This is a genomic window from Kribbella amoyensis (assembly GCF_007828865.1).
Taxonomy (GTDB): Bacteria; Actinomycetota; Actinomycetes; order Propionibacteriales; family Kribbellaceae; genus Kribbella; species Kribbella amoyensis.
Genome location: NZ_VIVK01000001.1, coordinates 6,031,398 through 6,056,063, shown reverse-complemented (window position 1 = coordinate 6,056,063; position 24,666 = coordinate 6,031,398). Strand labels below are relative to the sequence as shown.

The 24,666-nt window shown below is 65.8% G+C and carries 16 protein-coding genes, 1 tRNA gene and 1 pseudogene; 9 read left to right on the top strand and 9 right to left on the bottom strand.

Features of this window, described 5'->3' with window-relative positions; translation table 11 throughout:
- Positions 1 to 110: 110 nt before the first annotated feature.
- The 3 genes from FB561_RS28255 to FB561_RS28250 form a co-directional block, all read right to left on the bottom strand.
- Complete coding sequence (locus FB561_RS28255; RefSeq protein WP_145811912.1) at positions 111 to 1,694, bottom strand: phytoene desaturase family protein; 1,584 nt, start codon at positions 1,692 to 1,694, stop codon at positions 111 to 113.
- A gap of 179 nt (positions 1,695 to 1,873) precedes the next feature.
- Positions 1,874 to 2,440 (bottom strand): hypothetical protein, encoded by a 567-nt coding sequence (locus FB561_RS38025; RefSeq protein ID WP_170284784.1) that lies wholly within the window; start codon positions 2,438 to 2,440, stop codon positions 1,874 to 1,876.
- A gap of 71 nt (positions 2,441 to 2,511) precedes the next feature.
- Positions 2,512 to 2,913 carry a DoxX family protein gene (locus FB561_RS28250; protein WP_238335104.1) on the bottom strand — a complete coding sequence of 134 codons (402 nt, stop codon included), beginning with the start codon at positions 2,911 to 2,913 and terminating at the stop codon, positions 2,512 to 2,514.
- A 99-nt stretch (positions 2,914 to 3,012) separates the two neighbouring features.
- On the opposite strand from FB561_RS28250, the gene FB561_RS28245 reads away from it, so the two are divergent.
- Both FB561_RS28245 and FB561_RS28240 read left to right on the top strand, forming a co-directional pair.
- Positions 3,013 to 3,876, top strand: a complete 864-nt coding sequence (locus FB561_RS28245) for a hypothetical protein (RefSeq protein ID WP_145811910.1) — start codon at positions 3,013 to 3,015, stop codon at positions 3,874 to 3,876.
- A gap of 166 nt (positions 3,877 to 4,042) precedes the next feature.
- Complete coding sequence (locus tag FB561_RS28240; protein ID WP_145811907.1) at positions 4,043 to 4,864, top strand: mechanosensitive ion channel family protein; 822 nt, start codon at positions 4,043 to 4,045, stop codon at positions 4,862 to 4,864.
- Between the two features lie 86 nt (positions 4,865 to 4,950).
- Here the strand turns inward: FB561_RS28240 and FB561_RS28235 are convergent, their stop codons facing one another.
- Positions 4,951 to 5,304, bottom strand: coding sequence for a DUF6401 family natural product biosynthesis protein (locus FB561_RS28235; protein WP_145811905.1), 354 nt, complete (start codon positions 5,302 to 5,304; stop codon positions 4,951 to 4,953).
- An 889-nt stretch (positions 5,305 to 6,193) separates the two neighbouring features.
- Positions 6,194 to 6,526 carry a hypothetical protein gene (locus FB561_RS28230; RefSeq protein WP_145811903.1) on the bottom strand — a complete coding sequence of 111 codons (333 nt, stop codon included), beginning with the start codon at positions 6,524 to 6,526 and terminating at the stop codon, positions 6,194 to 6,196.
- Between the two features lie 159 nt (positions 6,527 to 6,685).
- Between FB561_RS28230 and FB561_RS28225 the strand changes: the two genes are divergently transcribed.
- Genes FB561_RS28225 through FB561_RS28210 form a run of 4 tightly spaced genes read left to right on the top strand, consistent with a single transcriptional unit; the run spans position 6,686 to position 14,670 of the window.
- Positions 6,686 to 8,218: a hypothetical protein gene (locus FB561_RS28225; protein ID WP_202880756.1), complete on the top strand. Its 1,533-nt coding sequence runs from the start codon at positions 6,686 to 6,688 to the stop codon at positions 8,216 to 8,218.
- Positions 8,215 to 9,033 (top strand): hypothetical protein, encoded by an 819-nt coding sequence (locus FB561_RS28220; RefSeq protein WP_145811901.1) that lies wholly within the window; start codon positions 8,215 to 8,217, stop codon positions 9,031 to 9,033. The genes FB561_RS28225 and FB561_RS28220 overlap by 4 nt, the downstream gene beginning before the upstream one ends.
- A 34-nt stretch (positions 9,034 to 9,067) precedes the next feature.
- Positions 9,068 to 13,609 (top strand): coiled-coil domain-containing protein, encoded by a 4,542-nt coding sequence (locus FB561_RS28215; protein ID WP_145811899.1) that lies wholly within the window; start codon positions 9,068 to 9,070, stop codon positions 13,607 to 13,609.
- Complete coding sequence (locus FB561_RS28210; protein WP_145811897.1) at positions 13,606 to 14,670, top strand: hypothetical protein; 1,065 nt, start codon at positions 13,606 to 13,608, stop codon at positions 14,668 to 14,670. The genes FB561_RS28215 and FB561_RS28210 overlap by 4 nt, the downstream gene beginning before the upstream one ends.
- A gap of 21 nt (positions 14,671 to 14,691) precedes the next feature.
- On the opposite strand, the gene FB561_RS28205 is transcribed toward FB561_RS28210, so the two are convergent.
- Positions 14,692 to 16,383, bottom strand: coding sequence for a TIGR04141 family sporadically distributed protein (locus FB561_RS28205; RefSeq protein WP_170284783.1), 1,692 nt, complete (start codon positions 16,381 to 16,383; stop codon positions 14,692 to 14,694).
- A gap of 261 nt (positions 16,384 to 16,644) precedes the next feature.
- Here FB561_RS28205 and FB561_RS39285 point away from each other — a divergent pair.
- Positions 16,645 to 16,868: pseudogene (locus tag FB561_RS39285) on the top strand (hypothetical protein); the annotation flags it as partial.
- A gap of 341 nt (positions 16,869 to 17,209) precedes the next feature.
- Here the strand turns inward: FB561_RS39285 and FB561_RS28200 are convergent.
- Complete coding sequence (locus tag FB561_RS28200) at positions 17,210 to 19,063, bottom strand: UvrD-helicase domain-containing protein (protein WP_145811892.1); 1,854 nt, start codon at positions 19,061 to 19,063, stop codon at positions 17,210 to 17,212.
- A complete protein-coding gene (locus FB561_RS28195; RefSeq protein ID WP_145811886.1) occupies positions 19,047 to 21,128 on the bottom strand; it encodes an ATP-dependent endonuclease in 2,082 nt (693 codons plus the stop codon). The genes FB561_RS28200 and FB561_RS28195 overlap by 17 nt, the downstream gene beginning before the upstream one ends.
- Before the next feature lie 1,042 nt (positions 21,129 to 22,170).
- Here FB561_RS28195 and FB561_RS28190 point away from each other — a divergent pair.
- Positions 22,171 to 23,025, top strand: a complete 855-nt coding sequence (locus FB561_RS28190; RefSeq protein WP_170284781.1) for a recombinase family protein — start codon at positions 22,171 to 22,173, stop codon at positions 23,023 to 23,025.
- A gap of 118 nt (positions 23,026 to 23,143) precedes the next feature.
- Here the strand turns inward: FB561_RS28190 and FB561_RS28185 are convergent.
- Positions 23,144 to 23,232: transfer RNA gene (locus tag FB561_RS28185), tRNA-Leu, on the bottom strand.
- A 101-nt stretch (positions 23,233 to 23,333) separates the two neighbouring features.
- On the opposite strand from FB561_RS28185, the gene FB561_RS28180 reads away from it, so the two are divergent.
- Entirely contained in the window at positions 23,334 to 24,665 is a 1,332-nt protein-coding gene (locus FB561_RS28180) for a M20/M25/M40 family metallo-hydrolase (protein WP_145811871.1), read from the top strand.
- Position 24,666: the final 1 nt, after the last annotated feature.

The window sequence follows — 24,666 nt, the reverse complement described above, 5'->3', positions numbered from 1 at the left end:
TCCGGAGGGGCGATTCGGTGGAGTGGGACAGCCATGGAGGCACGGCGTACGGGTCACCGCGACCGGAGTGGGCGCCACGATGGCGCTTCCGGACGCGGCCGACCCCTCGTTCAAGACCGTGCTGGTGGTGAAGTCCTGACGCGATGGCGCCGGAGCCTGCTGTGGAACAGGGCCGCGCGGGCGGCGTTCGTCCCCGGAGCGCCATGTACTCCACCGCCTGGGTGGGCCGACGCGGAAGCGAGATAGAGCGACTTGATCGGGGTTTCTGAGCGCCCTGAGCCTGGCATGGGGCGGAAGACGAGCTGCTGGTGAAGAGCCGCAGTGCCGCCGTTGACTGCGCCTCTCACAAGGTTCGCGTTGCGGCGCTCAAGTTCTGGCGGGGACAGCACACGACGGTTGAGGATCCGGCCCTCGAAGCCCGGTGCGTAGCGTTCCACCTGGTCCTGCATGCGATCGGCGAAGCGCTCTGCGTCGTCGGCGTCCCATCGACCGCTGAAGGCCGGATCGTCGCGGATCTCCTGCGGCACATGCGTGTACGCCCACACCGACTCCGTACCCTTCGGCGATCGCGTCGGATCCGCCGTCGTCATCTGCCCCATCAGCAGGAACGGATGAGTAGGTACGACGCCCGCCGCGATCTGCGCGGCCGCGATCGTCAACGCGTCCACCGAGTCGGCGATGTGCACGGTACCGGGTGCCTTGGCCGGGCGGTCGCGCCAGGGGATCGGGGAGTTGAGCGCCCAGTCCACCTTGACCGTGGCCGGGTCCCAGGTGAAGCCGCGCATCGCCCGCTCGACCCGCGCCGGCACGACGTCGGCCGACAGCAGGTCGCCGTACAGCGCCGGTGCCGACACGTCCGCCAGGATCGCGCGCCGTGCCTCGTAACGTCGCCCGGCCAGTACGCCGGTCGCGCGGCCGTCACGCACCTCGATGCTGGAGACGCGCTCATCACACACGATCGTGCCGCCCAACGAGCGGAAGCGATCAGCGAGTGCCCGGCTCAGCCGCCCCGCGCCACCCCGCGGCACCGGGTACCCGTACTGCTGAGCGATCATCACCAGCAGCCAGCCCATCAGCGCGGAGCCTGCGCCGTCGGGCGGGATGTCCGCGTGCTGTGCGTTCGTGGCGAACAACATCCGCGCGGCGTCGCCCCGGAAGTGCCGCTCGCCCAGTGCCCGCACCGAGGAGGCGAGCAATCTGATCCGGGCCAGGCCGTTCCGGCCGAGTAGCCGCAGTGCGAACGAGCTGCCTGAGCGTACCGGCGGGAACGGATCCAGCAGCAGTCCGATCATCGCCCGCTCGATCCGCCGCCAGTCCGCGTACAGCTCCAGCCAGGCGTCCCCGTCTCCCGGCGCCGCAGCGTCGAGCGCCGCCGCGGTCTCGTCCGGGTCGGCGTGCACCAAGGCCCAGCCGCCCTCGCGCAGCGGATTACCGACCGGCGCCGGCGCATGCGACCACTCCAGACCCCACTTGCCCAGGTCGAGCGCTCGGAGCGTCGGCGACACCGCGGCCAACGGGTAGAACGAGCTGAAGGTGTCATGGACGAAGCCGTCGGTGACATCCTCCGCGCTGCGGACCGCGCCACCGATCTCCGGGTTCGCCTCCAGGACCAGGACGTCCCAGCCCGCGTCGGCCAGGAGGTTGGCCGCCACCAATCCGTTCGGTCCGGCGCCGATCACTATCGCGTCCGTCATGCCGAACCCTGTGTCCACGAGAGCCTCCTGCTATGCGGCCGCACGCGAGCTCGGCGAATGAGCGAGCCGGTCCACACACGTCCGTTACCCGATCAGCCACGGCGGGTCGGTAACCACGGCCTGACAACGCATGCAGGTGGTGGTGTCTGTGGGTACCGGCGGCGGTGCAGCTTGACTGGCTAGAGGCTGGGCATCAGGCCCAGAGCCACCAGGAGGGCCGGGACTGCGAGGAGAAGTACGGCGAGGGCGAGGGGTGCGCCGAGGGCTCCCAGGAGGGTGGGGCGTGCGGTGAGGTCGAAGCGACGCGTGTGGGCGACGGCGAGGATGCCGAACGCTATGGCGAGCAACGCGACGAAGGCGACGTAGGCGACGCTCGCGAAGGTGATGTCGTCGCGGTCGCCGGTGAGACCAGTGGTGATGGCGGCCCCTTCGGCGACGCTGCCGAGAGCGTAGAGGGCGAGCAGGGAGAACGCGCCCCACAGGAGTACGCCGAGTCCCTCGGCATGCTTGGGGTTCGCCGTGAGCGAGTAGACGGCGACCGCGGCCCCGAGGAGCTTGAGCAGTACGACAAGCCAGTTCATCACCGTGAGACCGGCGGAGTAGTCGGCGAACGGTCCGTCCTCGAAGCGTCCGGTGCTCTCGAACACCACGTTCACCACCGCGAATCCGACGCAACAGACAGCGGCGAACCACGCCGAGAGCACGACGACGCGAGGCCGTCCTGATTCGATGACTCCGGCAACCATACGGACAGCCGAGCCGCTCCGTGCCGTTCGTTGTGACTTCAAGTCGCGTGGCCGCATCTGGTTGCGCACGATCAGCTGAAGGACTCGGGGCCGAAGCGCCCGATAGCCACGAAGACGGCGAGCGCGAAGTACGCGAGATTCAGTACCGCGTGCAAACGCTCGTGACGACGGGAGGTCACGAGTGCCGCGCCCACCATGATGGTCGCCAGTCCGACTGCGGCCAGTGGTGCGAGGACCGGAACGATGTCGAGGGCGGCCGGTACGACCAGGCCGATGGCACCCAGGATTTCGGCGGTTCCGAGCGCCTTGACGAAGCCGGGGCTGAACTGGTTGACCCAGCCTCCACCGGGAGCCTTGGCCAGCTTCTCGTACGGGATGAACAGCTTGTTGGCGCCCGCGAAGGCAAAGACGGCGGCCAGCAGGCCGGCGACGATCCACAAAGCGAGGTGCATGAGTTTCCCCTGATCGGTCACTCAGGCCCGTCCGGGCCTGTCATCACCCATGACGAAGGTTGTCGGTGGGAGGTAACAGCTGAGGAGGCACGCCAAGGCAACCGCGCAGCCGAGGCCGTCGTGGTCGGACAGGCCGAGAAGGCGGTCGCGGCGCTCGATCCCGCGTCGTCGACCGCGCATCTGCTCACGGCGCGACTGGCCTACAGCCGCCTGCTGTTCCAGCGCGATCCCCGCGCCGATGATCGGGTCGTGGCCGAGACCCTGAAGCGGCCGGTACCCCAACCTCAAGTACTTGATGCTCCCGCCTGGTCGAGGTTGAGTTGCTCGAGGTGTGGGTACTGTCTGCGCATCTGCAGGCTGGGTCCAGATCGTGGCTCGTCGGGCTTGCCGCATTCATGGTTGGAGCTCTTGATGAGCACCCCCTCTTCACTTCACTCCGGGCGTTTCGTCGCCCGATTCGCTCACCAGTTGTCCGTGCACGCCGGTGTTCCGGTCGCGGCCCGCCGCCTGCCTGGGAGCGACCGCAGTACGCCGATTTGGCAGCTCACCTGGCGGGACGGGCCGAGCGTCGCGCTGATGCGCTACCGGGTTGCCGGCCTGCGCAGCAGCGTCGCCGGTGTCGTGGTCGAGGACCTGCACTGGCAGCGGACCGTTTCGAGCACGGCCTTCGCGATGGAGCTGCTGCGAAACCTCCGATCCGGCACCGCAGCCCCCGGCGAGCACTTGACCACTGAGACCGTGATGAGGTCTCTCGACCGAGTCGACCACCCCGAGCGCGGCCCGCTTGCTGAGGTGGCGCTGGCCCAGCAGTTGGCCGCGGTCTGCGAGCACCGTCAGGACGCAATGGTTCGCTATCTCGAGCTGTACGGCACACCTGGCTTGGCGTCCGCGGGCGTTCGCGGCGCTTTGGCGATCGACGCGTCGGCGGTGGTCGTCGACCCGGGGGCCGGCCCGGAGACGACTGTGACGGTGGCAACGGGCTGAAAACCTTGCCTACTGGCACGTTCTTCGGAGGCCAAGATCAACCAGCAACTGGAGGAGTGACCGCTCGCGGTGTCGATCCGAGACCAGTGGGTACCCGAAGTCAAGGATTGTCGTGGCCCGAGATCCGCTGGGGAGGTCAGCCGGGCTGTTGAAGGGAAGCGGATCCATGGACCTGACTCAATCGTGGAACGACGCGGTGGGTGCGATTATCACCTTCCTGCCGAAATTCGCGGTCTTCCTGGTCATCTTGCTGGTGGGCTGGCTGATCGCGAAGGCATTGCGAAAGATCGTCGAGGTTGTTCTGACTCGGGTGGGCTTTGACCGGGCCGTCGAGCGTGGCGGTGTCAAACGCGCCCTCGAGCAATCGAAATACGACGCCAGCGGACTCATCGCGGCGCTCGTGTACTACGCGGTTCTCCTGATCGCCCTGCAGTTCGCGTTTGGCGTCTTCGGACCGAACCCGGTCAGCGACCTGCTGGCCGCGATCGTCGGGTGGCTACCGCGCGCGATCGTCGCTGTCGTGATCGTGGTCGTGGCGGCTGCCATCGCCAACGTGCTGCGTGATCTTGTGGGGAGCGCGCTGAGTGCGCTGAGCTACGGCCAACTGGTGGCGAAGGCGCTGCAGATCTTCGTGATCGCGCTCGGTGTGATCGCCGCCCTCAACCAGATCGGTGTTGCGACGGCGGTGACGACCCCGGTACTGATCGCTGTGCTCGCCACCGTCGGTGGTGTGGTCGTGGTCGGGATGGGCGGCGGAATGATCCGTCCGATGCAGCAACGCTGGGAGCGCTGGCTTGCTCGCGCTGAGGAAGACTTCCCCACGGTGCGGACTCGTGAGGAGGCCTACCGACGTGGTCGCGAGGACGCCGAGCGAAGCCAATGGGAGCGGCAGCCGGGTGAGCCGGCGAGCCGCGACCAGGGCTATGGAGGGTTGACCGGGCTGGGTGGCGACAGGCCATCCACCCCGCCTCCGGCGCCTGGTCACTAGCGATCCTCGATCGCACTGCTCGCAGGAGGTCCTCGAGCGCTCGCTCTCGCGGCGCTCGGGGACCTTTGTTCCGCGGGCCGCTTGCTTCAGGGGTTCGTCGGCAGGCCGGCAGCGATAGCTGTACTCGGCTGAGAGGCGAGGCTGCACGCCGCCAGCAGCCGGATGATGACCCAGTCCGGTTTGACCGCGCTCGTGGGGAATCGCCATCCCCAGTCTGCTGCGGCGTCCAGGACCCCGTTGGCGTAGCCGGCGATCTCGATCGGCCCCAGCACCCCTGAAGTCAAGGTGAGGATGTCCCGGATCGCCGCCGCGTGCTGATCGACAGCGGCTTGGAGCCACGGTGACGGGGCAGGCAGATCGAGGGCGGACCTGAGCCGGAGATTCAGCGCCGCGAGCTCTCGCCGCGCGCCGGACTCCTGCCAGGTCCTCAGCCAACTCATGGTCAACCAGCCTACGAGGACCACCCCTGGGAGTTCCAGGTACCCGATGAAGCGTTCCTCGCAAGGGATCTGCGCGATGGATCGCTACTGGGGAGTGCGGTGCTGCGGATGCTTGAGGCGGATGAGGTCGCTGCTGGAGCATCCGCCCGCCGTCTCCTTGCGCGAAGACCAGCTCAGCGACGGGGTCAATCGGTGGATCTCGGGACTGTTCGGTCCGCAGAATGTTGATGGAACCGTTGCACTTCTGGCCGGCGCTCAGGAGGGTCCGGGACCCGCTTGATGGGTCCATCGATAAGAAGTGTGTCCGAGGGGGGCACGCACCTTAACCACACGCCTTGACCTTGATGCCGATTACGACGCTGCCGACCGAACCCCGTAACGGCGGAATTCCAACTGAGGTTGGTCGGCGGTACTCAAGGGATGCTGGGAATCCCCTACCGGTAATAGATTCCGCGGGTCGAGATACCGGAAGAGCCGCTCGATCATACTGAACAAGTACAGCAGGCTCGATGCGACGATGATCAGCAGTCCGACGAGGGTGAAGAAGGCTTCGTCCCAGTCGAGGACGCGGTGCAGGACCCAGCCCGAGGCCGCCCAGTTCCGCAGACAGTGTGATCAGGCAGACGGCTAGGCCGGCCACTAAGGGTGTCGTGACAACCATCGCGGGTAACGGTCGCGGACCAGGTTGAAGCTCGCCTCGCCTGCGGCGGTCGCTACCCGGCCGCTGAGTTCGGCCGGCACGACGCTGACGATCCCGCTGATTAGGACCCGCAGCGTGCGTTAGCCGACGAGAGCGCCTGCCGGACTGTTGAAGACGAGTTCGCCGACGTCGACGAATCCGCCGAGCGCGGCGACGATGCGTGCAACGCTGACAAGCCGTTTCATGGCGTCATCGGGTCCGCATCAGCGGCGAGGCGGAGAGCAGGGGCGCGTGGGCGCTCTGGGCGGGGGACTGGACGTCGGGCCGGATCGCGATCGATCCGAGCGCGGCGCGGATCTGGTCGGCGAGTTGCTTCAGGTCGTCGTAGCGTGGGAGCTGCTGGGCGTAGACGTTCTTCTCGATCTGCTTCGTTCGTCCTGCAACTCTCGGGCGTGCGCGGCCGGACGTCGCCAGGCCCGGCCGCGATGATCTCGCCGGCCACAACGCCTCTTCGACGGTGTCGCTGAGCAGGCTCCGAGCGTCGAATTGCACCCGGTTGGCGGTCGACTCGCGAGCGGTCACAATCAGCAGAGGACCGATACACCACAGCAGGGACCTTCATGGCGACCAGGTTCCCGCCGACACCCACTTGCACCGGAATGAGAAGCCAACCGACGGGTAGTGTCGGCCCGCGACTCGCGGCCACCGGAATTTGTCGGTACCGTCGCATACGGTGATCGCATGGGGGATACAGACGATCAGCAGGAGTGGGACATAGCGGCCAGTACGGCGTTCGCACAGCGGGTCAAGGCGCTGGCGACGACTGCGCCGTTGCACGATTTGGACGCGCGCAAGGCTCAGGTTCAAGTGGCGGATTACACCGTCTACCAGATGGCGGAGCTCGCCCTGCAGGCGATCGATTTGGTCACGGTCGCGATGGACTTCGACACCGGCGCACGCCCGGACGTCGTGCTTCGAGAGCTGGCAGCCCACGTCGCGGCACAGGCGCCGGATCGCTCGTCGGCAGAGCATCAAAAGGTCGCCCGTTGGGTGCTGGAGAATCTGCTGAACGTCGGATCCGCTGACCGGGGCTTCCGCACCGTTTACGGCGTGCCGGGGCCAAGCGGCTACAACCGCTTCTTGTTCGACTTCAAGTTGCTGGAGGAGACGCTCGGTGCTGACGGCGAACCATACCTGCGGGCTTCGAACGAGGCGGTCAATGTGCTTGTGGGCGCCTTGGAGGTGGATCTCGAGGCGGCTCACATCGCCGCCGATGTGCGTCTGGACATCCTGATCAAACGCGGCCGTCTCGACGAGGCGCAGGCTGCCGCGCAGAACGCGCGGTATCGCACGATTCAGTACGGCGAGATGCTGCGTCAGCGACTCGAAGCGACCGGCCGGGATGTACGGAACGTCGACTGGGCGGTGACGATGCCGGCGTTTCTCGACGAGGCACTGAGTCACATCGAGACGCGCTATCGCGCGGAGAACGCGATCCTCGTGAACCTCACCGAGGTTCGGGACACGGCCGACACCGCCGTTCGCAAGGCGCAGGCCGCCCGGCTGGTCGACGTCGTACGGGACTGTCTGCGGCGGCACGATCAGTTGCAGGCGGCGCTACAGAGCGCTGGTCACCGCTTCCGTGTGGAACAGGACAGGCAGACTTTCACGTCGGTGCCGTCGGCTGCGGCGCTGGATCTACATACGCAACTGCTGGTACCGGTGCTCGCGTGCCCGATCGAACAGGCGGATCCGGCTCTGTTGAGCTTCTTCGGAGCAGCCGTGGGCCTGATGGTTCCGCCGGCGCTGCGTCTGGCGGACTTGTTCGACGGGCTGATCACGCCGGTGACCGAACGCGACATCCTCGGCGGACAGATCGACGATCCTGAGCTGGCGCAGGATGAGGAGCCGCCGAGGTTCCCGGACGAGAGCTACGAGCAGCTCGACGCGCTGCTGAACCTCGACCCCGATGCTCCGCAGCGGCTCTCGGGCATGCTTGCTGACGCGCGACGTCGCCAGGTCGACGAGCCTGCGGCTGTCGACCTCCCACTGCTCGTGGTCGTCCGCGTGCTGGCGCTGGCGGCGCAAGAGATCGGTACGGCGCGACGTCACCACGGCACCCACGTCCTGATGGCCGTTGACGACGGCGTTCCTCTCGACGATCCAGAGTTCGGTGGATCGGATCTGCTGGTGGCTCGGGCCAGCTTACGCCTGGCTCGTGACGCACGTGAAGACGACGGGAATCGACCACTCGGCAAGGAGGGGGCCGCATGAACCCATCGGGACACGTGCCGTCCAGCTCTACAGCGGCGGTGGCGGACGCGGCGCGCCTGATCGCTTTCTCCTTTCGCCCGAAACTCCTACCAGTGCGAGACGAGACGTATCGCGTACTGGTCCACCGTTTTCGCGACGACGACGCGTTCGCCGAGATTGTCCGAGCTGTCGCGATCGGTCTCGACCTGGTGATCCTCGACGCTGACGTGCGTCACGGACTGGTGGTCGCCAGTACGGACGAGAGCGTCTTCGCGATCAAGATGACCGACTACGCGAAGCGCACCGGCGGTGAAGGCAAGGCCGCCGAACGTGTCATCCATGCGTTGGCACATCTGGGTGCGGCAGCTTTGGCCTACCCGCGGCCGGCGGATCTCTCCAACCCAGCGTACGTCGGCCGCATCACAGTTCACGGTGTCGACGCCTTTGTTCGGGAGGCGGGCCGCCGGCTCGCTGAGTCGGCGGCTCAGCGGGGCGAGGAACAGGACCCGGGCCTAGGTACGCCGGACCTCGAGGCTGCGTGGCGTGTCTATGCGCGCCGTGCTTCGACGCCCGGCTCCGGCGACGGACGCCGCGTCTCGTCGTCGACCGTGGGCATCGTCGGCAAGGCGCTGGCGTTCCTTGCCGATCAGGGCCTGCTTTCGCGGCGCAGCTCGGATGACGGGGGCACGTACGTCACCACCAGTCGGTACCGGATGCAGGTGCGCGAGGCCGGACAGCGTATGTTCTCCGAACTGCTCGGCCTTGGCATCACCACGGTGACCGACGGGACCGGTGCCCTGACCCGGATCGAGTGGACCGAGGACGACCTGCGATGACGGGGCAGGAACGGCCGGGTCGGAGGTTCGTGCCATGTACGAACTGAATCGTGCTCGCCTCGTCGGGATCGGGCCGCGAGGCGCTCGATACGGCGATGTCACGCTGGATCTGTCGGGACTCGGCGAGGCAATCCCGGCGCGGAATTTGCTGGATGGCGAGAGTCGCCGGCCGTCACTGTACTCGCTGTTGCTACTCGAGAACGGCGGCGGCAAGTCCGTTCTGCTGAAGCTGATCTTCAGTGTCGTTCTGCCTGGCCGCCGGAGCACGGTCGGCGGTGCTGTGCTCGAGAAGTTCGTTCTCGACGCCGACACTGGGCATGTGGCGCTCGAATGGATGCACGTACTGACCGGCGAGCTTCTGGTCACCGGCAAGGTCTACCAGCGGCGGACCAAGACGGCGTCGAACAGCAACGCCCTGAGCGAGGCCTGGTACTCGTTCCGTCCCAGTGAGCTGCTCCAGTTGGGCACGTTGCCGGTCAGCCGTGACGGTAGACGCCGACGCCTGGAAGGCTTTCGAGAGACGATCGAGGAGGTCAACAGAGCGACGCCGGCAACGCAGCTGGCATGGATCGGCGACGAGCAGGGACGCTGGCGGAAGCACCTGCGGGATCAGGGGATCGAGCCGGACCTGTTCGACATCCAGCGGCGGATGAACGTCGACGAGGGCGAGGCAGCCAAGGCATTCAAGTACAACTCGTCCAAGGACTTCGTGAACTGGCTGCTCACGACCATCACCGATCCCGAGGACGCGAGTTCGGTCGCCGACACGTTCAGGCAGTGGGCGACCAATCTCGCCGACCGCCAGGACATGCTGCTGGAGCGCGATTTCCTCGAAGGGGCCATCGCCGGGCTCGATCCCGTCGCCGACGCACACCAGGCAGATCTGGACGCGGCCCGCGAGAGCGAACTGGCGGTTGCGGACGGGAGGCGTCTCGCTGCTGCGCTGGAGGCCCGTCTGCGGATCGAAGAATTGTCTGCCGCGAACGTTCGCGCCGAGCAAGACGAAGCTCGTGCGCTCGGAACGACTCGTGAGGGTGAGAGAGACGGCGCGCGTGAACTGCTCAACGAAGTGAAACGTCGGACCCTGCTGCTCGAACTCGCCGAAGAGCAAAACCAGAAGGCGGCGACGGAAGCTGAACTCCAGGAGGTAGCCCTGGAACTGTCCGGCTGGGAGACTCTGCCGCTCGTTGCCGAGCGAGAGTTGGCGATCTCCACTGCCAAGGAGCTGGCCGAGCAGGTCGCTGCTTCCGACAAGGATGCAGCGCCCGCGCTCGAGAGACGAGACCTGACCGCGGGGCGTCTGCTGACCAAGTACGACGAAGAAGCGCGGATCGCCGATGGAGCCGCCCAGGATCATGGCGAGCAGGCAGCAGAGGCAGGGGAGCAGGCTGACGCCGCCGAGGGGCAGAGGGGAGCCGCGCTCTCCCTTGCTGCAGGAGCCCAGGAACGGCATCGAGCTCAAAAGCAGCTGATCGGCGAGGCGATAGCGCGCGTCGAGAAAGCAGCAGACAGCGACCTGGTGCCACCTCATACCCGGCTTGCCGACGTGCCGGGCATTGTCCTCGAGGCAGCCGAGTCGCATCGTCAGGCGATGATCGGGGTCAGCACGGACAAGCGCCAGGCTGCCGATCTCAGTGTCCTGATTGACTCGCTTGAGCCCCGCGTGAGCGAGGCAGAGCAGCGGGCGCTACAAGCGTCCTCATTCGCGGACGCGAAGGTCCGCGACCTTGAGGCCATGTACAAGGCAGCGGCCCATGCCTACGCGCTTCCGGCGCTCGCCGCAGCCATTGGGACGGACGACATCCCTGTGGAGGCCGCATCCGACGCAATGATCGCCAAGCTCCTGGAGAGCGCTGCTGAGCACTTGATCGAGGTTTTGGGCAGCGACACCAGCGCTCACACCGGGGCGCTGGACGACCTACGTGCCGAGCAGCGTGAAGATGCACGCATTGTCGAAGCTCTTGGAGATGGCGGCCTACTGCCTGCCAGAGCTGATGTACAGCTTGTTCTCGCTGTCCTCGATGAGGCGGGTGTGGCGGCCCACGCCGGCTGGCGGTATTTGCGTGAAACTGCCTCCGCCGAGGAGCGCGCCGAGCTGATCGCCGCACATCCGGCGCTGGCCGACGGCGTGGTGGTCGTTGATCAGTCACAGATGTCGGTCGCGAGCGATGCGCTGGCCGCAGCAAAGCTCATGCCCGCTGCGGCGATCGAAGTGGGCACCGGCTCCGCTCTGCTCGCATTGCCGACCTCGGACGAGGACGAAAGCCCGGCCGGTTTCGTGGTCGAGCCAACTCCAGCGATGTACGACGAGGATGCCGCAGCCCATCGCCGCGATGAATTGCACGAAGCTCTGCTGCGGCGAGCGAGGGCCATGAGCGAACTCGAAAACCAACTGCAGGAAGCCACCGTGGCTCGCAATGCGGTCGTTCAATGGCGCCGCGACAACCCGGCCGGCAGGCTCGGGCACCTGCAGGACGAAGTCAGGATATCGGCCGAGTCCGCCGCCCAGGAACACACGGCGGCTGATGAACTCGCTGAGGAACTAACTTCCCTCCGTGGCCGGCACACGGCTGCTGTCAGCACATTCGAGCGCTCTCAAGAGACCGAGCGAAAACTGTCGGACCGGCTCCACGCACTGGAAGCGTTGGCTGAATACACCAATGCTGCTGTGCAGGCAGAAACAGAGCTTGCCGCGTTGGCCAGCGAGGTCGCACGCTACGAGCGTGAGGCCGATAAGGCGCGCCGGCGTGGAATTCAAAGCCGCTCCTTGGCTACGGCGCAATTGAAGCTTGCAGAGCAGTCGCGGGCACGGGCCGGAAGACATCGCTCGGCGGCCGAAGGCGTGATCTCGACGAGCGGTGAGCGATCCGTTGAGGTACCGACAGCGCCGTTGGCGACCCTGAAGGACGAAGCGACCGCGGCGCAACAGACCTATCTCGCGATTGCGACGGACCCCGACCTGCGTCGGCAGGCTGCCGATGCCGCGGCGAAGGTGAGTCAGCTCGACTCGGAGTTGGCGTTGCGCGATCAGCGATACATCGCCAAGGCTGCCGAGCTTCGGGAGACGCCGGCCGGAGCGGACCGGACATCCTGGGCAGTTGCCGCGGACAACGCACGCCATCGCCGGGACCGTCTGCAAGGGCAGCTCAGCGAGGCGACCCTCCGTACTGGACGACTCGAGGAGTCGGTCAAGAGCGCCTCGCCTACTGAGCCGGGCCGCCGGTCCTGGACGACCTTGTCGCCGGAGTGGGTGCCGACCACTGTCGCCACCGGAGAGGTTCTGCAGCTGAAGGCCCAGGAGAAATTGCGGATCGCTCAGGCGAGCGTCGAAGAGATCAACGGCAGAATGACCAGGCTGGCAGATCGGCTCCGGCATGCCGATCGTGCAACTCAGGCCATCAAGGAAGCCGTACTTCCTCTTGCGACCCTGCTGGGCGAGGTTGACGACTCGGCTCCCGCAGTAGATCCGTACGCCGAGTCGCCCGAGTCCGCTGCGGCAGCCGCCGGCGAGGCAGTCCTCAGATTGCGGTCTACCAGGCAAGAAGCCGAGGCCCGCCGCCGTGAGTTGGCGGATGCGGTGCAGGAGCTCATTTCGTTTGCAAGTCTCGCTCGCTACGAAACGCTCGCCAACCAGGCTCGGCGAAGCATCCTGGAATCGCCGTCCATCAGACTGGCCGCTCAGGCGTCGGACTGGTCCGCCTCGCTAATCGCGCGGTTGGCGACGCTGACCAGCGATCTGGAGAATGTGAACCGGCATCGCAAGGCGATCGTCGAACGTTTGGCGGCCCTGGTTGACCACGCGCTGCGTGCCCTCCGTCAGGCGGGCAGGTTGTCGAAGCTTCCTGCCGACTTGGCCGAGTGGAGCGGTCGGCCGTTCCTGCGGATCGCCTTCGCCGAGCCTGATCCCGCAGCAGTCAGCGTCCATGTCGGCGAAGTGGTCGATCGGGTCGCAGCCGAGTTCGCGGCGCGGGGAAGCGGAGCGCGTGCATCTTCGAAGCGGGACGGCACCAGCTTGTTGCTTGAGGCGGTGCATGCCGCGGTGCCCAAGGGATTCACCGTCGACGTACTCAAGCCGGACTCGGTGCTGCGGGACGAACGGGTGAGTATCGAGGACATGAACGACGTCTTCTCGGGCGGGCAGGAGTTGACCGCAGCCATCGTTCTGTACTGCACACTCGCCGCTTTGCGTGCCAACGAGCGCGGGCAGATGCGTTCACGGCATTCCGGGGTGCTGTTCCTGGACAACCCGATCGGGCGGGCTAACGCGTCCTATCTGCTGGACCTCCAGCAGTCGGTCGCGAAGGCTCTCGGCGTCCAGTTGATCTACACGACGGGTATCACCGACGACCGGGTTCTTGCCGACTTTCCGCTGTGGATCCGGCTGCGCAACGACGCCGATCTGAGGGCGGGCTTGAAGTACATCCAGGTTGCGGAGGTCGTGCGGCGGGTGCTGCCACCGCCGTACGACGAGGACGAACTGCCTTCTGATGACGAGTCGGCACCGGGTACGGTGACGGCCGGCCGCGTCTATCGTCGGCCTGGTGCTCCGACGAGCGGGCTGGCGGACCCACGATGACAGACGTCGATCCCGCTGAACCAATGGTTGGCCTGACACCGCGGGCAGCAAGGCTTGCCCTTGCGATCGAGGATTCGGGCCGGGGCGCGATACCGCTGAGAGAACTGTGGGGACTGTGGGATTCGGCGGACCCGAGCTCGGCCGGTCGGCCGGAGCGCCGCGCAGCTTTGGCTCGTGCTCTCGGCGAGCTGAACTCTGTCGGCCTGATCCGCGTCTCGAAGACATCCGACCGGATCGCACTTCCGCATCTGCCGACCCGGGTGACGGTGCCGCGGAACGCCTCGCGGGTAACCGCCGCGGCAGTGGCGCGGTCGGTGGCGTGGAGGCCTGAGCTGTCCTGGGTTCTCCAAGCACGCTTGACCCTCGGACAGGTAACCCGGTTGAAGTCCGTGAACACCTGGCTGCGCGACCACGGGAAGGAACCAGATGTCCTCCCCCTACGTGAGCGGTCGCTGGCGATCTTCAGCCACGAGAAGGAACTGGACAAGCTGATGCAGACCGGGGTCTTCGGTCCTGGCCGGCTGACCTTGGACCTTCTACGGACCTTTCGTACGCATCCGCCGTTGCCGAGCGTCCGTGTCGGCAGAGGTCCGGTGCTACTCGTCATCGAGAACGACAACACGTTCAGCAGTATCCGGGCAGCCCTTGGCGCCGATCCGGGTCCGGTAGGGCATCTTGCCTGGGGGGCGGGCGGCGCCTTCGAGGCGTCGATCCTCTCGTGCCGGGAACTCGACGGCATCTCGCGCATTCGATACTACGGAGACCTGGACGTCGACGGTCTGCGCATCCCACGGAACGCCGCCGCGACCGCGGTCGACGAGGGCATGCCCGAGGTTCTTCCCGCTGACAGCCTGTACCGTCGTCTCCTGGCCACGAAGGACGAGCAAGCTAACCAGCCGCGGGTGCCGACGGATCAGGCAGTGTCTCTGACGTGCTGGTTCCGCGACCCGGGGCTTGCCTTAGGCATCATCGACCTCCTCGGCCGCGGCGTACGCATCCCCCAAGAAGCACTCAACGCGACCCTCCTGCGGGCTGACCGATCCTGGATCCACGACCTCTGACGACGCCCCGATCGCCGGCTCTCAGCCGTCGGACTGAGGTGCCGAGGCGCGCTCGATGCCGCGGACCTCGATGTCGATCGGAACTCGCGCGGACTGCAGCACGCGGGCAGCCTGAACCAAGGCAACCTGCGCGAATGGGAAGAGCGTGCTGGAGGTCACGGCTTCTCCTTTCTTCAACAGGATTCCGAACACAACTTTCGTCGGTACGAAGTCTCCTGGTAGCTCGCGGCCCCGCCCTTGCTGCCGTACGAGCTCCCTGAAGCGCTGCCGCGCCTCGACCGACCCTTCGAGGCCTTGTACGGCGACACAGGCCTGGCTGAACAGATGGCTGAGCGGAGACGAGCTCGTTGCCTGCTTGACGTGGATCAGCTGGTTGTCCGGACCGAGCAGGTCGCAGGCCTCGAAGCCCCACTTGTGGTGGAACTCGTCCTTCACGCCGTGTCGGTCGAGACAGACAAGACCGAGGTCGGGGTCGAGGGCCGAGTTCTCGTTGTAATCCCTTTCGGTCTCTCCAGCTCGCCACGCTCGCAGCTTGAGATCCGACGCGACTTCGAGTAGCTCGTGTACCCGTTGGCGGAGTCGGACCCGGTAGTCGGCGTCGATCTCGTACCAGCGTCCGTCGACCATGGCGAAGTGACGGTCCTCCGGGAGCGCAGCCGTTGCCTCCAGCCACTGGATCGCCTTGCTGCTGCCGACCGGGTGAGTGCAGGCCTCGTCCTTGAAGGCGTATACCCGACCGTCTCGGAATGCCTGCAGCCTCGGGCCCTCGCGGAGGACCTTCGCCTGGTTCAGCAGTACGTCGAGGGTGATCTCGTCATAGGTGCGGTTGCTCTTCTCGAGCCTGACCTTGAAGGCGCGGACGTCCTCAATCCTTTCGGCGAGGTCCATCGGTACGACAGCGCTGAGGCGAAGGCTCACCTCGTCCGGCGTACCGCTGAGGAGCTGATCAATCTCGTCGTCCAGTCGATCGACGAGCTCGGTGTCGCGGATCGGTCTGATGCGGTCAATGAACTCAAGCTCCGGCCGGCGCTCCCGGCTGAGGATGCCGGCGATCGTGCGGATGTCTGAGACAAGCTCGACCGGGTCGGTTGCCAGGCGGATCTGCAGTCCGACACCGCCGTCGACCGATGTCGCTTGCGTCGGCCGAGAGCGACTCAGCTGGATCGCCTGTGACTTACCGCTTGCGCTTCCGACCAGATCCGCGTACGCGTCCGCGACGTCGAACGCCCAGATCGCGGACCCGTTGGGCATCAGCGTGACCTCGGTCCGGCCGCGGGCGCCCGGCCTCCGTCGCATCAGCTTGTGAACGTGGGTCGGGTCGAGGGCGCGGATCGCGAACTCGAGTCCGAATCGATGGTCCTTTGCCTCACCGGGGAGCAGGCGGTAGCCCTGTCCGTACGCGATCGCGTACGCGGCCTCGTCCACGATCAGCTGCAGCAAGCCGGCAGAGTGGGTGTCGGCGAAATGCACGGTGTAGCCCAACGTCCGAGAGGCGGCCGCGCACCACTCGGCGGATTCGCCGGCCTTGGTGCGAAACGATCCCTGGACCCACAGTCCTGAGCAGTCCGCCACCGTCACCGGACCGAAGTCGAGGTCTTCGAGCTCGTCGAGCTGTTCGTGGTCGAGTACGTCGAAAAACTCGTCAGCACTCTTCAGCCGGTGCCGCAGCCGGTGCAGCGTGACCTGCCTAGTTCGCACCACCTTCTCGGCCACCGCTACCCACCCCGCCCCGGTATCACTCTCCGTGCTGTTCCAGCACAGCACAGTGATCTCCGCGCCGCACATCGTCCCGGCGAGCCGGATACGAGAATGTCTCGTACTCGATTTCCGGCTGGCCGACCGCCGGTGTCGGTATCCGGATCGGGGGATGGGCACGCGGATCGTGGGGTACCAGACTTTGCTGGCTCTTCGCAGTTGAGGGTGTAGAGGCTGGCGTCGCGTCGGTGTCTGGGTAGGGGTCGAGATCTTCCGATGATGGGAGTTCTCACCGCCCATCGAGAGAACCTCAAGGTGCCTGACGCTACCTTCACCAGCCCTGATCTGACCACGTTCACACGCCTTGACGAGCTCAGGCTCAAAGTGATCTGGCAGCTGCACGAGCCGGACCGTGCCGTGCTGGCCTACCGGGTGGTCGAGCCCGATGATGGATCCGGACGACGGTGTCGGCGGTGCGCTGTGAAGGTGCCGCTCGTGACACGTGGTCCGGCGGCTGAGAAGCAGGTGGCCGAGAAGGCGCTGACTTCTTTGCCGGCTCAGGTCGTGATTACCAAGGCACCGATCGAGGCGTGGATCGATGAGTTGAGTGACATCGGAGCGGCCTTGAACCATGTGAACCCGGAGGAGCTGAATCGGCTTTGCGGCGCGCTCCAGCTCTCGCTGAGATATCACCACGCCGACCAGACCGATGACGTGGAGGTCGACCCGGTGGGTGACCCTGCGGATAAGGTCTGTCCGAGGCCGGACACGCACCTTAACCAGCCGACTCGACCTCGCCATTGCCGAAATGGCCGCCGACCTGATCCGAACTACCGCCTGAGCATCAGGTCTCCACCGAGGCGAGGTCCTCGGTTGAGACCTGATGGGCGCCGGGGAGTAAGTCCTGCATTGCCTTGGTGGCTGCGTCGACGTCGGCGGCGTACAGGACGATGGCCAACGCCCGGGTGGCGCGCGAGGCGCAGACGTAGAGGAGGCGACGGGTGCGGTCGACGCTCGTCTCTTCGTCGGCGCCCCTGGCCGCCTCCGCTTTCGACAGGTTCTCCAGGCCGAGGTACTTGTTGTAGGAGAACTGGAAGTGCCGGCCTTCGTCGTCGTCGAGGACGACGATCACGTCCTTGTACTCCGCGCCCTTGACTCCTTGCTGCGTCGAGTACGGCGAGTCGTTACCGATATAGCGGGCGTAACCCTCCAGTTCAGCCACATCACACCGCATCAGTGCCGTGAGCATCTGTTCTTCGTCATCCTCGGACTCCGGCGGATCCTCCGCCAAGACCTGGAGCAGGCGGTCGTCGAGCTCGACCAGACTGCGCTCGTGCGCCACCGAGAGCGCCTTGCGAACAGACCCGGGCCCGCCGTCCGCCACCGTCTTGACGAGTTCGTCCACACCTGCGGCGAGAGTCGCCAGAGTCGGTCGCACCGTGGTCTCGTCGACGTTCTCCGGCCGGAGCAGCGGGCTCGACTTTCGCAATCGCGGTAGCAGCTCAGCACGGTTGCTGTTCGCCGCCTGGACCAGAGGTAGCAGGGTGCTGAGAAACGGTGTAAGTGGCCAGGCACTTCCTTCGGTGAAGCCTTCCTGCAGCCGCGTGCCGTGGAACGCGTCGTATAAGGCCTGGAAGCCGAGCCGGCCGGCCGCCATCCGGTGCGTGATGACGAGCGTCTTGGTCTCGTCCTCGCGCTGCCAGGCGTTGATTTCGGAGTGCTGCTCGAGCCAGGTCTGCGCCTTCTTCAGCAATGCGTTGCGATCGGCGGCGAGGGGGAACACGAAGTACGTGACTTCGCCGTCGCGTTGCAGATCAGCCGGAAGACCAGAGATCTGTTCCAGGCCGTCGGCCTCGGCACGGATGGAATTGATGACCGCGAGTACTCGCAGTGGTGACCGGAAGTTCTCCGGCTTCTCCACTCTGCGCCAGCCGTCCTCGGGGACGATCGTCCCGATCCCGGTGCTGTAGATCTTCTGGACCGGATCGCCGAAGAAGCCCAGGCAGAAGTGCCCTTTCTGTGTCACCGCGACATGCCGGAGGCAGGCGACCACCGCCTTGAAGGTGTCCTGGCTCTCGTCGACGAACACGAGTGGGTACCTGCGGGCGATCAGCTTGCCGAACAACGGCTTGTTCAGGATCAGCTCGGGCACCATCTTCAGGACGTCGGCATAGCCGACGATCCCCTCGCCGTAGCTGGTGGCCACCCCGAACTTGAACTTCTCGACGTTGTCCAACCTCGCCAGTCCGTCACGCCGGCGCTCGATCCGCCGCTTGAGAGCCTCCAACGTCTTCGGTTGTGTCCGCGCGCCCGCATTCGCGTACCTGTCCTCGAGTTCGGCGAGAGCAGCTCGCCCGTTCTTGTCCAGCCAGCGCCGGATGTCGCCTTGGAAGGGCTCGACCAGGGTCCACAGGAAGCTGTGAATGGTCGAGACGTGCGCGATCGGGCTGTTCGCCAAATCGTCCTCGATCTCCTGCCGGGCGATCTCCGTGTAGGTGATACAGGCGATCTGTTGCCGGTTCGCAAGGAATTGTCGACCACGGGTGGAGATCACGTGGTGCAGTGCCTTGACCAGCGACGTCGTCTTGCCGGACCCGGCGCCGGCGATCATGGTGAAGCCGGGGATCTCCGGGTCAGCGAGGATCTGCTGCAGTTCCTCGTCGGCCGGAGTGCTGGGACTGTCAATCCGAGGACTCATCGGTCACCTCCTCGGCGGACACCACGGTCGGTGGCGCGTCCAGGTCGCAGATCTCGTCGGCCAGCCAGTCCAGTCCTTCGGAGATGTAGCTGGGGCAGGCCCAGTCGACCTCTCGCTCGATCAGGGTCAGCGCGAACTTCGTCTTGTCGAGCTTGCGGACCCGCTCGAAGACACCCTGGACGACAGCGTCGAGATCGGCCGGATCCTTCACCTTAAGTCTCAGCGACTTGTTGGCTTCGTCCTGGCTCCAGTCGAGGTTCTCGAAGGCCAGCGCTTCCTCGAAGGTCCGGCCCGCGATCGTCAGCTTCTCAAGGTGCCAGCTGATCTCGTGCGGCGTCTGGTAGGCGACCCGGACGGTCGCCTTCCCTGGGCCACCGCGGTACTCCTTCTTCTCCGGCTCGAGCTCCAGCAGCGTCTTGATGTTCTCCTCTCCGGGGAGCCACTGGATCAGTGTCTGGTTGGCCGTGATCGCACCGGGCTTGTCGGTGGTGCACGCTTCCCGGGGTTTCGGTGGTCCGGAGATGCTGTCGATGTCGGTGATCACCAGACAATGCAGGCCGAGGAATTCGACTAGCTTCCTGAACCGGTGGGCGAACGCGCCACCGAGTTCGAGGATCGTCAGGTGTGAGGTCGCCAGCCGCTCGCAGAACTCCGAGATGATCAGGGGCACTAGCAGTCGCTCGACATTGCCCTCGACCAGGATGGCGGCGTCGGCGAAGAACAGGTCGCAGTGGGTCAGCTTGAGGTACTGCAGCAGGAACTTCCGGGTGTCGGCCTCGACCTCGTCGGAGAAGACCGAGAGGTCGCGGACGTCGCTGTAGCGGAAGGTGTCCATGTCGCGGACCCTGGCGAAGTAGCGGATCGAGCTGAAGTCCTCGTACACGATGTGCGAGGAGTGGGTGGTCAGCACGAACTGTGTGCCCGGGTCCTCGACGTCGTCGATGATGCTCTTGAGCTGCCGGATGAATACCTGCTGGAGCTGGGCGTGCAGATGCGACTCCGGCTCCTCGACCATGATCAGGTGCACCGGCGGCTGACCCTCGGCCATCTGTTTCCTGGCCTCGTGGGCGGCGACGATCTCGACCACCATGTAGATCAGGTTCTTGAACCCGAGCCCGTTGTAGCGGTCAGGCAGCGTAATCGCCGGCTGACCGGCCGGGGCACCCGGCACCACGTAGTGCACCTGGGCGCTAGTGTTCATCAAGGTATCGCCGCGGAGCTCGGTCCGCACCATCAGATCGGGATTGTCGATGCCCGGATATCCGAGTTTGTTGAGGCGTTTCACGATCGGGCCGAAGACGGTGTTGAAATGGTTGTTGAGACCCACTTCGGTGTCGGCCAGCGCCTGCAGCGGTGCTTGGGCCGGATCCGGCTTTTCCAGATATCTTTCGTAGTATCGCCCGAGAGTGCGGGAAAGGTCTTCGTCGCGACCGCGCTGTTCGGTGTCGGCGAGGTGCCGCTGGGCGTGGAGGAGATCGACTTTGATGATCGAGCGGAGGATTTCCTTGCCTTTCTCAAGGACCTGGAGAGTCTGCTCGGATTTCAGCAGCAGGTGCTTGTCGAACTGCCGGCGGTCGAGCTTGTAGTGGACCACGTGGTACTCGACCCTGAGTCGTTTGCGCAGGTAGTCGTGCAGGTCGCTGGGCCAGCGCCCTGTCTCGGCCCGCATTGCCAGGTAGTTTGCGTGCAGTTGCGCCGGATCCTTGGCCTCGAAAGACAAACGGATGCCGACCGGCGCGGAGTCCTCCCATTCGAGGTCCGGCAGCAGGTCGATGACCCGGTGCAGGTTGGCCTCGTCGATGTTGAACCACAGGTCGAGGGTGATGTCCGGCAGCGCCGCGCCTTCGGTGGCTGGATCGTACTCGTTGAACTGCTGCCAGCAGGCAGCGCTGAAGTCGTGAATTCCGAACTTGACGCTATCGATCATAAAATACTGGAAGATGTGCATCGATGACGTTTTTCCGGAGTTGTTGGCGCCGACGAAGATCGTTGCCTCGTCGTCCAGATCCACCCTGATCTGCCGTAGTCGCCGAAAGTTTCTGACCGCGAAAGACTGCAAGTGCATAAGATTTCCCCCTACGGTATCGGTGCCGTATTTTTCCCCACACCGAACGAGCTAGAGATTATGCACTGATTACCCAGAGTTGCCAACCCTTCGGCGCTGCCCCAGTGGCTGGGCCAGCGCCGAAGCGCCTTAGCCGTTGTGGTGATCGTCGACGGCACCTGTACTCCACATCGAAGACTCCGCCGGCCCGCGAAGAGATGGTCTCAGTGGGCTCGGCGACCTTGCCGTCGATCAGCGTGACGGGGATCTCGATGCTGGTCTGCGGCTGTCGGACCGGTGTACACCGACCCCGGTGTCGGCGGACTTGTGTCGTCGTCCTGGGCAGGTCGATCGGGGGAGGGGGTCTGGGAGCTCGCTGCTCGGTGTCTCATAGTCCTGGCTGGCCACGGCAGTACCGTCCAGCACCCGACCATGGACCTGGACGAACTTGTCGCTCGGGGCGGACAGTCCGAGCCGGAAACGGATGTGAGCGGCGGCGGTGGGGCGGGGCGGTTGGCGTTCTATGGGCGGTGTTCGACGGAGGACAACCAGGATCCGGCGACGTCGAAAGCGTGGCAGTTGGGGGAGGCCGCTCGGTTTGTGCAGCCGTTGGGTGGCGAGATCGTTGCGGAGTTTTCGACAGCGGTCAGTCGCGGTCGTTGCCGTGGGAGCGGCGCGACGAGGCGAGCCGAGTGCTGCGGGCGTTGAAGGACCCAGGTCGCGAGTGGGACGGCCTCGTCGTGGGGGAGGCGACTCGGTGCTGGTTCAGTAATCAGTTCAGCCTCACCTGGCCGAAGTTCGATCTGTTCGGGGTGTCGTTGTGGATTCCGAGTCTTGGGGGTCGGTTCGATCCGGAGAACACGGTGCACGACATGGCGATGACGATCACGGGTGGGTTGTCGAAGTCTGAGCGTCAGCATGTGCAGAAGCGGGTGGCGATGGCTGCGCAGGTGTTGGTCGATGGGCAGTTTCAGGGTGGGGGGCGTCGTACGGGTATCGGGTGGTGGATGGCGGGCCCTACCCGCACCCTAAGAAGGCGGCGGAGGGGCAGCGGATGCGGGTCATGGTTGTCGATGAGGTCGCGGCGGCCGTCGTACGGCGGGTCTTCGCGATGTACCTCGAAGGGTGGGGGCGGAAGGCGATCGCGGAGCAGCTGAATCGGGAGAGTGTGCCGTGTCCGTCGGCGCATACACCGGAGCAGAACCGGCACCGGATCATGGATGGGTGGCAGCACAGCACGATTGCTGCGGTTCTCGAGAATCCGCGGTACACCGGGTACGCGATCTATGGGCGGTGGCAAAAGGTCGAGGAGCTGGTCGACCCGGATGACGTTGACGCTGGTTACGTGGTGAAGTTTCGCCGGTCGCCGCAGGCGAAGATCGTGCGGTCGCGGCGGCCGACGCATCCGGAGATCGGTTCGGTCGAGGTCTTCACGGCGGCGGAGCTTGAGAAGCGGCGGTGTCGGGTGGGTGGGGCGAAGGGGTGGTCGAGCGGGCCTCGGAGGCGCTCGCCGTCGCGGCGGGTCTATGTGCTTCGGGGGCGGATCAAGTGCTCGATGTGTAGTCGGAACATGGAGGGGGCCGCGCGGCATGCGGAGACGTTGTACCACCGGTGCAATGCTCGTAAGTTAGTGCCGGGGTCGGCGGCCGCGTTGGCGCATCCTCGGCAGATCTATCTGCGGGAGGACGTCGTCGTACCGGCGCTGAATCGGTGGGTCGGGACGCTGTTCGATCCGGCACACCGAGAAGCCACGATCGAGGCACTTCTGATCGATGCTGAGGGCGAGGATGGTCGTGCCGCGTATGTCGAGGAACTTTGTGGGCGTGTCCGTGCGGCAAAGGTCACCATGGATCGGGCCCGGAAGCGCTCGAAGCGGGGTGGGATCCGGCCGAACTGCGGGATCAGTACAACGCGGTAGCGGCCGAGAAGCAGGTTGCGGAGCGGGCTGGCAGCGCTGCCTGAGCAGCACGTCCTAAGTCGTGACCAACTATGGTCGGCGTAGAGATCGATCCCTTAGGGGATCGTGGGGCTAAGTATGGTGTCCGAGGGGGGACTTGAACCCCCACGCCCTAAAACGGGCACTAGCACCTCAAGCTAGCGCGTCTGCCTATTCCGCCACCCGGACGAGTGGTCTTTGTCGCTCTGGCTTGGCCCGAGTGACGCTGACCGGAGAACAGTAGCAAACCCCACGGGTGAAATTCACATCGGGCAGGGGAGGATGGGGGCATGACTTCTCCGACGACGCCTGAGGGACCCTCGTACGCCGCTGATGCCGAGGTGGTGGAGCTGTGCCGGGAGCTGATCCGGTTCGACACGACGAACTACGGCAACGGGAAGAGCAACGGGGAGCGGATGGCCGCGGAGTACGTCGCGGACAAGCTCGACGAGGTCGGGATCGAGTCGACGATCTACGAGTCGGAGCCGGGGCGGGCGACGTTGGTGGCGCACTGGGAGGGGGAGGACCAGAGCGCTGACCCGTTGCTCGTGCACGGGCACCTGGACGTGGTGCCGGCGGATCCGAAGGACTGGAAGGTGGACCCGTTCGCGGGCGAGGTCTTCGACGGGTGCGTGTGGGGCCGGGGTGCGGTCGACATGAAGGACTTCGACGCGATGGTGCTGTCCGTGGTCCGGGCACGGCAGCGGGCCGGGGTGAAGCCGCGGCGGCCCGTGCGGCTGGTGTTCACCGCGGATGAGGAGGCCGGCGGGCTGTACGGGGCGCAGTGGCTGATCAACAACCACCCGGAGACGGTCGCGGACTGTACCGAGGGGATCGGCGAGGTCGGCGGGTTCTCGCTGACCGTGAAGGACGACCTGCGGCTGTACCTGATCGAGACGGCCGAGAAGGGCATGAACTGGATGCGCCTGAAGGCCCGGGGGACGGCGGGCCACGGCTCGATGGTGAACGACGACAACGCGGTGACGAACCTGGTCGAGGCGGTCACCCGGATCGGCAACCACGAGTGGCCGTTGCGGGTGACGCCGACCGTGCGGGAGTTCCTCGCGACGCTGGAGGACCTGCTCGGCACCGAGCTGGACCCCGAGGACATGACCGCGACGCTGGCCAAGCTGGGCAGCTTCAGCCGGATGTTCGGGGCGACGATCCGCAACACCGCGAACCCGACGATGCTGAACGCCGGGTACAAGGTGAACGTGATCCCCGGGGACGCCGAGGCGCACGTGGACGGGCGGTTCCTGCCCGGGCACGAGGCGGAGTTCTTCGCCACCATCGACGAGCTGCTCGGGGACAAGGTGCAGCGCGAGACGGTGATCGAGGACATCGCCCTGGAGACCGAGTTCAGCGGCGACCTGGTCGAGGCGATGAAGGCGTGCCTGGCCGCCGAGGACCCGCAGAGCCGGACCGCGCCGCTGCTGATGTCGGGCGGCACGGACGCGAAGTCGTGGTCCCGGCTCGGAGTGCGCTGCTTCGGCTTCGTCCCGCTGCAGCTGCCGCCCGACCTGGACTTCATGGGCATGTTCCACGGCATCGACGAGCGGGTCCCGACGGCGTCGCTGGAGTTCGGCAGCCGGGTCCTGGACCGGTTCCTCGGCCAAGCCTGAC

What these genes read in the sequence shown, in the direction of transcription:
- FB561_RS28190 (WP_170284781.1), top strand. Translation starts at nt 22,171, where the DNA reads ATGGTTGTCGATGAGGTCGCGGCGGCCGTCGTACGGCGGGTCTTCGCG.
- FB561_RS28240 (WP_145811907.1), top strand. Translation starts at nt 4,043, where the DNA reads ATGGACCTGACTCAATCGTGGAACGACGCGGTGGGTGCGATTATCACC.
- FB561_RS28220 (WP_145811901.1), top strand. Translation starts at nt 8,215, where the DNA reads ATGAACCCATCGGGACACGTGCCGTCCAGCTCTACAGCGGCGGTGGCG.
- FB561_RS28215 (WP_145811899.1), top strand. Translation starts at nt 9,068, where the DNA reads ATGTACGAACTGAATCGTGCTCGCCTCGTCGGGATCGGGCCGCGAGGC.
- FB561_RS28195 (WP_145811886.1), bottom strand. Translation starts at nt 21,128, where the DNA reads ATGCACTTGCAGTCTTTCGCGGTCAGAAACTTTCGGCGACTACGGCAG.
- FB561_RS28255 (WP_145811912.1), bottom strand. Translation starts at nt 1,694, where the DNA reads ATGACGGACGCGATAGTGATCGGCGCCGGACCGAACGGATTGGTGGCG.
- FB561_RS28180 (WP_145811871.1), top strand. Translation starts at nt 23,334, where the DNA reads ATGACTTCTCCGACGACGCCTGAGGGACCCTCGTACGCCGCTGATGCC.
- FB561_RS28200 (WP_145811892.1), bottom strand. Translation starts at nt 19,063, where the DNA reads ATGAGTCCTCGGATTGACAGTCCCAGCACTCCGGCCGACGAGGAACTG.
- FB561_RS38025 (WP_170284784.1), bottom strand. Translation starts at nt 2,440, where the DNA reads ATGGTTGCCGGAGTCATCGAATCAGGACGGCCTCGCGTCGTCGTGCTC.
- FB561_RS28225 (WP_202880756.1), top strand. Translation starts at nt 6,686, where the DNA reads ATGGGGGATACAGACGATCAGCAGGAGTGGGACATAGCGGCCAGTACG.
- FB561_RS28235 (WP_145811905.1), bottom strand. Translation starts at nt 5,304, where the DNA reads ATGAGTTGGCTGAGGACCTGGCAGGAGTCCGGCGCGCGGCGAGAGCTC.
- FB561_RS28210 (WP_145811897.1), top strand. Translation starts at nt 13,606, where the DNA reads ATGACAGACGTCGATCCCGCTGAACCAATGGTTGGCCTGACACCGCGG.